The following is a 12789-nucleotide window of genomic DNA, read 5'->3' as shown; positions in this document are numbered from 1 at the left end:
TTTCATTTTTGCTAACATGATTGAATCTCCCTTATCTATTTATTTGAGCTATTTCTAACAAACATTATGAAACTAACCTTTTATTTCTTGTTCCAAGAATCTACATCTGCATTGCTTGATGCTTTTGTGAATCGAGCTAGAATTGTGTCATATCCACCTTGAATTGCTTTCCATACAAACGGTCCAATGACTAATACGATAATGACCGCCAAGGCGATTAACATACCGTTTTCTGATGATAATTGTGAGTCTTCATTTTTTAACCAATTCTTCATTTTTGTTAACATGTATTTTGCTCCTTTTCCTATTCCATTTGGGGTAATATCTTTTTTATAAACTTGCAAATCCTTGTGTTAAGGATTGAATAACAATGACCATTGGATAAATAACGATACAACCAATAACCGCAACGTTAAATTTATTCATTTCCATTGGTTTATCTTGAATCAGACGGTTGTAGTTCTCATGTTTTAATTCACGCATCATTTTGATTTGCGAATCCATAATCCGAAGACTTTGTACCTTGTCCGTTTTTTGCGCTTGTTGTAACGCAATCGTAAAGGTATTTACTTCTGGACTATTTAGAGCTGCTGCGAAGTTCCTAAACGGTTGATCCGAGCCCGCATACATTTCTAATTCTGCTGTAAGAGTAGATACATACGGACTAAGATGTCTCCCTGCATATATCTGTGCCTTTTTTACTGCTTCTAATGTTGTATGTGTCTTTAACAATTGCAGCAACGGAATTAAATACTCTGGCAATTCAAACTTCCTTGCTTCTATCGCCTGCTTTATTCTTCTCTTTAATAAGTAATCTGGATAGAAGTAAAGCAGTGGTGAAACCAGAACGCCTACTTTAAATAAGTAGTAATCATGGAATACGGTACAAATTAAGAAAACAGATGTGAAAATGACGGGATACGCAACCTTCATTTTCAAATATTCTTCTGGTTTCGTATCCAAGCCAGCTTCCTCTAATTTTTTCTGAATCTGCTCTTTCTTTTCTTCTGTCAGATACTTATGTGATAACGATTGAAAAGGAGCAAGCATCATTTGATTCAAATTCTTCTTTTCAATACGCTTCGCATTTTCTACATAATGAGTAAGTACACTCTCACTGTCTTTTTTACTTTGTAGAAAGGTGGAGAATACCCAGTACATGACAACAAATATGACTAAACCTAAAAACGCAGCCATCTTATTCCCCCCTTTCTGTCGGGTTATAATTTGCAATTTTTTCTACACGTGTTGCTAGGAAAAATACAATAAACATATTTACTGTTAATGCAATTTTCCCCATCATAGAACCTGCCAAAAATCCATATGCCTCTTTTGACATCAACATAATGACAATCGGCATTGCGATGACTATTAAGCAGTTCTGTACAAAAGCACGTTGTGCTTGTGACAAACTAGAACGTAATCTTGCCAGGTAAAGCTTTTGTTTTTCAAAATCTTCTGCAATATCTAGTAAGACTTGCACTGAATTCGCTCCACCTTCTCGGCTACATACTTCCAACATTTCGTGGAAGAAAACCAATTCTCTAAAATTAAAGGTTTCATTAAACCCTCTAAATGCACGATGCATCGTGGTTCCACCTTCTAATAAAAGAGAAACTTTTTCTATTTCTTCTTGAATACTGTCATGCATCATCGGTTTCACCTGAAGTAACACGCGTTTTGCGTTATTACTAATTTGAAGTGCATTTGCTACAGCCTTCATATAGATAGAAAGACGATCTATGACAACTAAGTAATAACGTTTTTTTCTACGATAGAGAAGAAACCTCGGAACTAAAAATCCACATAAAGCGGAAATCAGTGTAAAAGGATCTCTTCCAAAAGAGAAGTAGAATACTGCCGCAATACTCATCCCTGAAAGTACCGTATATACCCAATACATACTTTTCGTCAGTTTCCACTCGTACTTTTGGGCTTCCTGGATAACGGATTGTGGAAGATACATCCGTATTCCTTTGATATTCCGTAATTCTAAGCGTCTTTCTTCTTTCTCATTTTCTTGTACAAATTGGGAAAGGGCAGAACCCTTAGATTTTGTGAAAAGTAAAACTAACAATAGTACACTCATGAATATGAGGAAGATACATCCATAAGCTAACAAACTATGCATACTGCACCTCCTGTTGTGAAAGGAATGGTGCATAAAGAGCTGGATTTACAGTAGAAGAACGGAACTTCCTTTCCATATCAGCCGACATTGTCGCTGTAGTGATATGATCTCCATGAATCTTTCCTACTCTCTCATTCATTTCATCGTGTTCCTCATATGTCGGGATAAACTGAGAAAGCTGATTGAACTGTATATCATCTTGATAATCCAATAGTTCAATCATCTCTGTAATATAACGATTTCCATCATCTTTCTTCTCTAAAAAGACAATCACATCAAATGTCTGCGAAATTAATTCATATAAATACTGGGCGTCAATATTTGCACCACTTTGCAGACACATGAGCATTAAACGTCTAACTGCTTCTTTTGCACTTCTTGCATGGACAGAAGTAAAACCAGGGTGTCCTGTTTGGAAGAAGTTCAGCATTTTCAATGCTTCTTTCCCCCTTGATTCCCCTACTATTAATCGCTTTGGTCCTTGTCGTAACGCATTTGTTAGCAATCTATCAAAGTCAATTGCATTCTCTTCTACTTCCGATGCCCTACACTGCATCGGAACAAAATGATGTTCTGGAAAAATACGATGCAAATATAATTCAGGGTTATCTTCTACTACGAGAGTACGTTCTTTCTTTTTCCCTTTCGGAATATGAGAAGCAAGATATTTCATAAACTCTGACTTCCCTGTACCTGTTGCTCCCGCCACTAAAATATTCATTTTGGCTTTCACGGCTGCCGCCAAAAAGTCCAACATCTCTCTCGATGCTTGATTTGTAGATAACATACGCTCTTCAGAGGCACGAAGATGATCCGCATTCTTACGAATCGTTATCGTTGTTCCTAATCCCCCAAGTTCATCTAACGCAATATTGATACGTATATACGGAAATACACAATCTACATATGGCTTTGCTGTATTTAATGATTCTGACGTACTGTTTACCATCTTGTAGGCTAAAGCTTTGACTTCTTCTTCCGTTTCAAATCGGTAAGGAAATGTACATTCTCCCTCCCCAATTTTTTCGTAAATAATCTCTTTTGTGCCATTTATATAAATATCGGTTACGTCCTTATCCTCTTTCAAAGACTCTATAATCCCGAATCCCACAATGTCATCACATACCATGTTTAATAACTGATCCGAAGGAACATCTGCGATAACAACTTGATTACTTAACAAAAAGTTTTTAATGATCGTTTCTACAGCAGCTCTCTTCTCCTTATTCATAAAGGACTCACTTAAAATATCACGATGTTCTTTTACTAAAAATGCACGAATTTCATCGGTTATATCTTTAATTTGTTGAGCTGTAGTTGTTCCTAACCTTTTAGCCGATTTGGAACGAATCATATAACCGAAGTGATATAAATCAACTCGATTTCGCTTTAAGGCGACTTGTTTTTCCTGTAAATAGCCCCACATACTACTTGCCTCCCCTTTTAATTTCGAAAACCAAAGATACCCTTTTTCATAGAGGATGTATGCTGGGATGCAATATCAAGACCAGCTGCTTCCATAATGTGATGGACCTTTGTATTAATTTGTGGGGAACCAATCTGCATTCCCCATTCGTAACTTGTACGATCTCTATCATATGGAATGGTCACCGCAATTTTTTGAGAAGAAAGCTTTTCAATATCTTCTACATAATTCTCATCCCCCATGTTCAAAACATGAATCATACAAGGTAATGTCAGCTTCGTTTCTTCTATCAACTGCAATTCTTGCTTAATTGCTAAAGCACCACGAGGATTACTATTTAGCACATGAACCACAATATCTGATTGATATAAGATTGGGTAACTCAGTACCTCTGATAATTCAGTTGGTACAGATAGAATAATGTAATCGTATTCTGTGGCTACAAGCGATTCGATGAATGTTGTTACAAATAATTCTTTGTTTTGAATCTCAGGGAAGTGAGCCATGTTATATCCTGATGGAAATACCAGAAAATCCATCTTATCGTGCAATTTTTGTATCAACCTTGGATTCAATTTTTTCTCTACCAAATCTTGTTTTGTACAAATATACTGCAAGAGATTGTACTCATTTTCTTTTTTAACAAGCTCTAATATATTTTTGCTGTCATGGGTAAGACCTGTTCCAACTGCAAAACTCGGCCTTACTTGGTCTGCTTCTACATACAGCACCTTTTTCCCTAAATGAGCTAACTCATTTGCCATCGCAATACTTAACGTGCTTTTCCCTACATTTTCGTTTGTCGCATAAAAAGCAACCATTCTGACTTGCCGCTCCATCTTAATACCCCCCTTTCTTATTTGGATTCGTTCAGATACTGTGCAACATATTCTTTTACATTTTTAGAAATTGGATTGGTTGAATGTTTCTCTACATAATCTAAAATGTTCTTCTGATCAGATATTTGCGAGAACCCTTCTGCTGGTTGTAATTCTTTCCCTGTTTGTTCTACCTTTTGTCCGACTGCAACAGGAATCACATCTCCAAGCATTTTCGCACGATTTAAGTATTGGAGTTGTTCTGGTGAAACAGCTAATGTATATAAACGAGTTACCTTCGGTTTTGGTTTCCCCTCTTGTTCCTCTTTTGATTCTTTCTTTTCTAACACGAATGCATCTTCCGTATTACTATCTTTTGCAGCCGTAACACGTACGCGTTGGAAAAGACCACCGAAAACAACCTTCTCATTGTCTCCTTCTTTCACAACCTGTTTGAAATACAAGTCCACGTATGTGTTAGGAATAATACTATTCCCTGAGCTTGTTTCAAGATCGACGAGTAACGGAAAGGCAACTTCTTCATTTTTTAAATTTAAAATTGCAGAGTCTGGCAACTCTTCTTTCTTTACTACTTTATTTTTGAAGAGATAGCTATTTTCTGTGATGGGTTGCCCATCATTTGTCCATTTTCCTACAACCTCTTTCTTATTCACACGTAATGCATTGGGTGGAATGGCATCCCCAGGTAATGTGCGTTCAACTAGCATATCCTCTTTAATCTCTGTATGAGCAGGTATATCCTTTGCGGCTACGACAATCTTTGTTGGTTTTACTGCATTCTCCACCGCAAAATGATTGTATCCATAGATACCAGCGACTGTTGCAGCGGCAAGACCAACCGCAGCAATCTGCTTCTTTTGAAACTTAGATGGCTTCAATGTTTATGTTCCTCCTTATGTAGCCTTTAAACGCAAAAAAAGGACACACCTATGGCATAAAGCGCCTTAGGTGTGTCCTTTTAGCTAATCTAAAGTCTATATGAAAATGTTGGATTTGTTTTCTTTAATATTACAATTTCAATATTATGATATATACGGTTTTATGTCAATCATTTCTAAAAAAAAATCTATTTTTTCTATTCCAATGCACGAAATACAAAAAACAAAAAACCTTTAAAAACGTTGTCATATCAAGGTTTTTAAGCTATTAACTACCCATTAAATATGATATAATAGGTGTAACGTAACTGAATATTTCAGGGTGGTCGGTTGCTATCCTTTCTCTTTCATTTTATGGGAAAGGAGGTGACCAAATGGACATTCTTTTCACTATAGCAATTGAAATTTTAAAAGTTATTGCTAGGGAAGTCGCTGTATTTTTTGCAAAACGAGTAGGAAAATACCTATCAACGTCTTGGAAGAAAATACAAAAAAAGCGACGGAAAACGAAAAGAACCACCCTCAATGCCGGCAAGCGTCTGAAGGGCGGTTCTAAGAAAAAATAAACTTTTTAGCAACCATCCACCTTGCGGTAGCAGTTACATAAGGCGAAGTGTTAGCAGCACTTCGTCTTCTTTAGTTTATGCAAAAACTATTGTTATAATACTTCTACACCTATTATAACATCAACTATTGTACATGTCATGTCTCTGCATCCACTATAGTGGACGAAATAAATAAAATTACTTCTAAAATGAAATCAATTTTGTTCCTGTTTCAAAATACTTTGCAGGAGCATAGCTCTTCCCATTCCGATCCTGAAATTCACTACCAATGCACAGAGATATAATCATTGCGACAACCCCGATGAAAATTGCACGTCTCACACGTTGTTTTTTCTTTTTATCCACTTTATATTCCCCCTTCTACGAAAAAAAGGCACATCCCATTAAGGGATGTGCCTTTGGTTTATCCATTCAGCTACTAGTTTAAGATGGATTTCTTTTGTCGATTCATCTAATTATACTATATTTAATTTTTATTTCCCATTTTTCATGTAATACCAATCCTTCAGTTTATGTAGTAGTTCTTCTTTACCTACCCAGTTCCAGCCTACTCCACTTCCACCTGGGAATGGATCATCTGGGAAAACTCTTCTTTTTATAAAATCATCATACGCAACACCTTTAATTTCTACCTGCTCTGTTAGACACAGACTCATTTCATTAATACCTACTGGAGCTGTTTCTACATTGAAAGTATATACCCCATCTTTCGTCTTCATTGGCGTATACCATTTTTGTCCCCCATCAATGATCTTTTCTTGTCCATCCCAATATAAAGACTTAGTTGGTCTTTTACTATCAAATACATGGCCTGTTTTCTCCGAAAGATACATATTCTTTGGAGAAAAACTTGATGTAGAGCCTGTATTTGTCTTACGTTCTAAATCTTGTTTAGATCTTAATCCTTCATCTGCGAACGGATATTGTGCTGTTGCTGCTGTAAATACACCAGGATAATTTGCATTCCAATCATTTTTGTATTTTCCGTTTACTTCATACGAAAAACCATAGCCAGAATGTAGCTTAGATGGTACTAAACTATCAATACTTCCGCTTAATGTTTCATAGTACATTTCTCCAACTGTTTCCTCTTTAGAAACACGTTCGTTGACTGTTTCTACTACACCTTTTACACTTGTTACACCGCACATACCTTTTTCATGCGATGGTGCATAAATAGCCGTTTTAATTGGGTTATTTTTGTATGTGGTTTCTTCTATATCTATACGATTACCAGCAGGGTTAATTTCTGCTTGAATTGTTCCTTTCCCTTTATGCTGCCAATCAAGATTCAATGCTTTCTTTTCTCCCTCTGTTAGTCTTACCTTTTGTGAAGCCACTTGTTGCCCGTTATGTTTTAGCACAACTACCGTTTCAGGATTTGCATATTTTTCTTCTAACGAATCTAACTTTTTAATTTTTTTCTTCTCTTTTCCTAGCTTTTCTCTTGCTTTATCTAACTTACCCGCAGCGTTGTCCAGTCTATTTTCCTCCCAAGAGCAATCCCTATCATAATAGTGATCATTCCCCTCTGCATCTACTTCATGGATAGGATTACGGCGACAATAACTCAAACTAGATTGCGCACTATCTCTATCTGATTCAGAACTATTTACTTCCTGCTGGGACTTATTAATATTATTATTTACCTTCGCTCTATATTCATCACGGTCTGGCTTAAAGTTATCACGTGATACATCTACCCTTGTTTTAATATTTTTTCCTTCTCTTGCTGTTTCTCCTTCAATTCGGTCAGCCGAAAAATCAATTTTATATTTATAGTCTTCTTCATCGCCTGGATCTGGGTTAGGTGTAACCTCTGTACCACAGTTACCATCTACATTGAAGTTGACTGTTTTCTCATTTGAATCCCTTTGAACAGCGTCTGTTACTTTAATTTTCGCAGTATAGCGCCCGCACATTTGCGGCTGCCAGCTTATATCTTCTTTAGAAATTTTTCCTGCATCGCCTTCATTTGGCTTCTGATTATCCTTTTGGGGATTCGAACGTAGGTAATTCTCTTGGTGATGCACTGTTTCACCATCTTTTGTAATGTCTAGCATCCATTTCACACGGTTACGTTCCCCAGCAGCCTTTTGATAAGGATTTACAGTTGTCCCGTTAGGATCCCTATCGTTGTACCCTTTTCCCTTACTTACATACTCAAAACCGTTAAATATAAACTTTACAGGCATATCCTTTGTTCCACTCGAAGCTTTAAAATCTTTTATTTCAGGTTTACTTGTACGTACATACCACAAATTAAACCTATTTACATCATCTACACCACCAGAACCTGCATAACCACCAGAAAGGTATGCGATATCTCTAATCCAGTAAAACTGACCTAGTTCTCTATAACTTTCATAAGTATTTATTGAGTGCTTATCCATATTATCTAGAACAAATTCCGAATTTCCCCAATATTTGCTAGAGATAACAAAATTATTAACCCTCTCTATTTCGGTCACCATACGGTCACCCGCTGGTACTTTACCATTTAAATAGCCTTCATTTGCTATTCGAATATATGGCTCTGAACTATCTACAGCTTGTACCAAATTCTCCTTTGGGTTGTCCCAATTAAAAGACCCATTATATACAGCAGGAAAGTGTACATCGGCCCTATATAAAGATTTTTCAGCCTCATATCCACTTCCAGGTCTATAATATTTGCCTGGCAGCTGTAAGTTAAGTGAAGTCAAAAATGAATCATCCTGACCGTTATAGAAAGGAACATCATTGTTTTTAGCACTTGCTATACTAGGTATTGCAAGCATAGTTGAAGTACAGATAAATAGTAAACTTCTTTTTAATTTCATTATTTTTTCCTCCTAAAACATAAAAAAGGACACACCTGTACCGTTGGGATGGTACGTAAGGTGTGTCCTTCACGTATGTTTAATTAAATATTATATTCATATTTTATAATACTTAGTATATCATTATTTCCCTTCAATTTGAATATACATTGTATCAAAAGCTCCAGTTTGACCAATACGAACTTTATAATTATCCTTTTGATAATTATTAATAGAGTCTTGTGCAATAGTTTCATCAATTTCATGATCTAAGTCCAATCCACTTAAGAAGGTAACCCATCGTTTAGCTAATTCCACAGTTGCTGGGTTATTATCTAAGAAGTAGATTTTATAATTATTATTTACAGTCCCTTCAATTGCAAATTGTGCACCTATTGAACCCGCTGGAAGATACATATCTTTATCAATAATACGTACCGCTCCTCTTAAATCTTTATATTTAAGATTTGTATTATATTTTTTGTTAATATCTTTTACTATATTTTGTGCTTCCGTAGATAATTGTTTTTGCACACTTTCATTCTTCAAAGCTTCAGGATTGTAATCAAAGTCAGGTTGCACAAGCTCAACGTCTAATCCCTCAGGTACTTTAGGCTGCTCAGGCTTTGTTTCTGGCTTTTCCTCTGGTTTCGTTTCAGGTTTTGGATCTGGCTTCACTTCTGGTTTTTCCTCTGGTTTCGTTTCAGGTTTTGGGTCTGGCTTTACTTCTGGTTTTTCTTCTGGCTTCGTTTCAGGTTTCGGGTCTGGCTTTACTTCTGGTTTTTCTTCTGGTTTCGTTTCAGGTTTCGGGTCTGGCTTCACTTCTGGTTTTTCTTCTGGTTTCGTTTCAGGTTTTGTTTCTTTTTCGATTACATTAATAGAGTTATATAAGAACTGGCTATATTGTTCACGGGTTACATGTGTATATGGTGAATACATCTTACCTCCTGTACCAATAGTAACGCCATTTTCTTCTAATGCACTAATTGCCTTTAATGCCCATGAGTTTTTATCAATGTCAGTAAACGATGTTGTCTTAGTAGCCTTAAATTTAAATGCATTAGTAAGTACCTGTGCCATTTGTTCACGAGTTAAAATATCATCTGGACCATATTTCCCTTCACCATAACCACTTACTAGACCCGCTTTCGCAAGTGCTAAGATTTCTTTTTCAAACATGTGTCCCTTAATATCAGTAAATGGATTTTTGAAACTAGCATCTGCATCTGCTGGTTTTACGTATGCGTAAATCATACGAGCAACTTGCCCACGAGTGACATTATCACCAAAACCAAAGATATTATTTCCGTACCCTTGCACCACTTTACGATTTGTTAAATCATAAATTGCTTTCGTAGACCAGTGATCTGCTGGAACATCATTAAATTTTAATGAATCTGTGTTATCAGCCTTAGCAGTAAATGCTCCTGCTCCTAATAGTGATGTACCCATAATTGTTAGTGCTGTTGCTGTTTTTAAAAATTTGTTAGCCATTGTTTGTTCCTCCGAATATATTAGTTTTTTTATAGATTCTCTTATTGTACCTAAACTAAACATAAAATCTAGATGTTTTAACATATTAATTATTTGATTAGCGTTTTTTTATAACTGCTGTTCTATATGGAAAATATTACCATATAGAAATAGGCTTGTAAAGTATTTTTATATATTTATTTTTAAATATATTTTTCTAGCAAAAAAACTATACTTTTCAGCATAGTCTTTTATAGCAAGAATCTTATAGACTTCACTTTCATTATTTAAAATATACTTGTCCCATTCCATCCTTACTTGCCCATATCGGAGCCTTTACACCTTCTACTCCAATTAGCTTAAATATGAAGAAATGGTGTTCTGCATTCACCTTGAAAGAGAGTGGCTGACCATGCTCTATGCGCCCCTTCGTATACTCATACTTCCAGCCATCCATCTTTTCTTCTTTCATTCTTTTCTCTATTCCAGGGATTAAATCAACCCTTTTCCCATTGTTATCATATTGAAATCCACCCTTATTCTCTGCACTTTCTACCAAATCAGAAGCAAAGTTATGTGCTTTCACCAACTGAATCCCATACAATACACCTTCAGGAAGAAGACTAATTAATAATAAAGAAAGTGTAAGAAATAGAGCTGTAGTTACTGTATTTTGCATTCTTTATACACCTACTCTTTTTCTATTATTTTACGTTCCCACCAATTTGTTTTTCTTTTGCATTCGCATCGTAGATAATAATACTTCTTGCTTTACTCTTTATCGTTTCTTTTTTTTCATCAAATTGCTTAAAATAACTAGCAGCTTCTGCATCACCTTCAACAGCGATCATTGCTGGTTTTTCCTGTATAACATGAACAGAAAAATCACGTTTTGAAGCAGGATCTTTAAAATCTGCATTACTGTTATATGCTTTTTCAAATTCTTTTTCTGCTACTTCTCGGTCAACTGCTATCTCTTCCTCTGCACGGAGAGTACCTACTTTTACAGCCTTAGATAGAGCTATCTCGCCCCCTCTTTCTAAAGACGATTTATTATCAGTATGTGTTGTATCCCCAATCACCATATCCGTCACAAAGAAAAGGCATCCAACAAATAATAGCAACGTACTTGCAGCTACAATAAATTTTTGCATTTTTTATCATCCCTTCTTAATTCTCGGTCTTTCGGAAACGAAATCCACTTAATATAGAGCTTTTCTTCTGGTTCAGCAATTCGTTTGGTAGTAATAACTCTGCTATCTTCTTCATTTTTCCTTCTAACTCTCTATAATAGTTACGACTTGATAGTAACGTACTACTATTCAACTGTGCTTCAAATACATCCTCAATCCCATAAGGTGGTATAGCTGCTGATAACTTCTGTCCTAAACATTCTTCCACTACCTCGTGTTTTAACAATGATGATGAAAATTTATTCCCAATTACTTTTGTTTTCTCTAATGCTAAGTAGGAAACTAACTTTCTTTCTTTTTGCGTAAGGGGGTGTGCTATCTTTAACATTTGATGAAGATCTGGCTCCGCTACAAAGAATATGTAATCCGCCATCTCGCATATCTCTTGGTATAAAGCTTTGTCCCAATCATTCCCTGCATCAATAATAGAAATAGGTGCTTCTTGGTTCCCCAACAAGACCTTAATGAAATGGTCAAAGTCTTGCTCTGTTTCATTTTTCAATTCTTGGTCCACAATCGGATTCTTTACGATAAAGTTTATCTTTCCTTGCTTCCACTTTGGAATCGATAATATATCGGATTCCTTCTGTAACATCTCTTTATAGCGCTGTAACATGAACTCACTGCGATAATTTTCTGGTGCTTCTGTATAGCCCTTTAATAGTGGATACGTATATCCCTCATCGTATAGATTCTCTATATAGTTCACATCAATCTGTAGTTCATTCAAATAGGCAGCTAGGAGATGTGAAACAAAAGTAGCTCCACTTCTCCTATTCATACTGGCCACAACAATTGTTTTCCTTGGAATTGCTATACCAATCTGCTTCTCATATACAGGTTCAAACGATAATTTATATTGCTTTTTAATTATTGGTGCTTTTACCGTTTCCTCTTGTACAGACTTACGTTTTTGTTTGTTTTTAAATATTTTTGACTTAGAGGCAGGTTCATCATTGCGTCCTTCCTCTAAGTCACTTGGCACTTCCTCTTCTTCCTCAGCAGGAATGTCCGGTAATTTCGTTTGTTGCGGTGCCTGACTTGCTCCAACAATCTTGGCTACATTCTTAATATCCGACACCTGTAGCAACTGCGGGATAACTTTATTATCAATATCAATTCTACGAGAGTTGAAAATGTCATAGATACCTAGATAAATCAGTTTCGCCAAAAACTCATCATCATTTTCACGTTCTGTAAAAACTACAATACGAATATCTCGATTAAAACGTATATCCCTTAACTTCTGTAAGATAATCAATTCACGTTTATCTTCCTGTCCCGCATCAATATTTAATCGTTTGTCATTAATACATAGAATCTCGGGTTGTTCCGTATCTAGAATTTCATCTAGATATTTAATATGCATCACATCACTATCAGCCACTTCAAATCCCGCGCCAACAAAATCTTCTCGTAAATATGCCGTATATACAGTATCACTGATGGCTAATACAATTTTTTTGACCATGGTAGACCTCC

At 36.0% G+C, this 12789-nt stretch carries 13 protein-coding genes; 1 reads left to right on the top strand and 12 read right to left on the bottom strand.

The features are described 5' to 3' along the window. Positions 1-80 precede the first annotated feature (80 nt). The 6 genes from AC0IXC_RS22960 to cpaB are packed head-to-tail and all read right to left on the bottom strand — an operon-like array spanning position 81 to position 5274. Entirely contained in the window at positions 81-287 is a 207-nt protein-coding gene (locus AC0IXC_RS22960) for a hypothetical protein (protein WP_002166806.1), read from the bottom strand. A gap of 43 nt (positions 288-330) precedes the next feature. Then, positions 331-1197: a hypothetical protein gene (locus tag AC0IXC_RS22955; protein ID WP_215591582.1), complete on the bottom strand. Its 867-nt coding sequence runs from the start codon at positions 1195-1197 to the stop codon at positions 331-333. 1 nt (position 1198) lies between these two features. Beyond that, positions 1199-2131: a type II secretion system F family protein gene (locus AC0IXC_RS22950; protein WP_098342192.1), complete on the bottom strand. Its 933-nt coding sequence runs from the start codon at positions 2129-2131 to the stop codon at positions 1199-1201. Then, positions 2124-3557 carry a CpaF family protein gene (locus AC0IXC_RS22945; RefSeq protein ID WP_471653387.1) on the bottom strand — a complete coding sequence of 478 codons (1434 nt, stop codon included), beginning with the start codon at positions 3555-3557 and terminating at the stop codon, positions 2124-2126. Before AC0IXC_RS22945 ends, AC0IXC_RS22950 begins: the two co-directional genes overlap by 8 nt. Positions 3558-3574: 17 nt before the next feature. Then, complete coding sequence (locus AC0IXC_RS22940) at positions 3575-4396, bottom strand: AAA family ATPase (RefSeq protein ID WP_326996339.1); 822 nt, start codon at positions 4394-4396, stop codon at positions 3575-3577. A 17-nt stretch (positions 4397-4413) separates the two neighbouring features. Then, positions 4414-5274 (bottom strand): Flp pilus assembly protein CpaB, encoded by an 861-nt coding sequence (gene cpaB / locus AC0IXC_RS22935; RefSeq protein WP_326996338.1) that lies wholly within the window; start codon positions 5272-5274, stop codon positions 4414-4416. A gap of 374 nt (positions 5275-5648) precedes the next feature. On the opposite strand from cpaB, the gene AC0IXC_RS22930 reads away from it, so the two are divergent. Continuing rightward, positions 5649-5840 (top strand): hypothetical protein, encoded by a 192-nt coding sequence (locus AC0IXC_RS22930; RefSeq protein ID WP_326996337.1) that lies wholly within the window; start codon positions 5649-5651, stop codon positions 5838-5840. A gap of 183 nt (positions 5841-6023) precedes the next feature. On the opposite strand, the gene AC0IXC_RS22925 is transcribed toward AC0IXC_RS22930, so the two are convergent. The 6 genes from AC0IXC_RS22925 to AC0IXC_RS22900 form a co-directional block, all read right to left on the bottom strand. Then, complete coding sequence (locus tag AC0IXC_RS22925; protein ID WP_219303773.1) at positions 6024-6185, bottom strand: hypothetical protein; 162 nt, start codon at positions 6183-6185, stop codon at positions 6024-6026. A 128-nt stretch (positions 6186-6313) separates the two neighbouring features. Further along, positions 6314-8662, bottom strand: coding sequence for a hypothetical protein (locus AC0IXC_RS22920; protein ID WP_471653386.1), 2349 nt, complete (start codon positions 8660-8662; stop codon positions 6314-6316). A gap of 123 nt (positions 8663-8785) precedes the next feature. Further along, complete coding sequence (locus tag AC0IXC_RS22915; protein ID WP_471653481.1) at positions 8786-10198, bottom strand: S-layer homology domain-containing protein; 1413 nt, start codon at positions 10196-10198, stop codon at positions 8786-8788. Positions 10199-10397: 199 nt separating this feature from the next. Continuing rightward, on the bottom strand, positions 10398-10793 hold the full coding sequence (locus AC0IXC_RS22910; protein WP_326996333.1) for a DUF4320 family protein: 396 nt from the start codon (positions 10791-10793) through the stop codon (positions 10398-10400). Between the two features lie 25 nt (positions 10794-10818). Continuing rightward, positions 10819-11268: a hypothetical protein gene (locus tag AC0IXC_RS22905; protein WP_326996332.1), complete on the bottom strand. Its 450-nt coding sequence runs from the start codon at positions 11266-11268 to the stop codon at positions 10819-10821. Positions 11269-11284: 16 nt separating this feature from the next. Next, entirely contained in the window at positions 11285-12778 is a 1494-nt protein-coding gene (locus AC0IXC_RS22900) for a hypothetical protein (RefSeq protein ID WP_471653385.1), read from the bottom strand. Positions 12779-12789 lie beyond the last annotated feature (11 nt).

This window comes from Bacillus sp. AC266, assembly GCF_979253805.1.
This window is presented reverse-complemented; position numbering and strand designations above follow the sequence as displayed.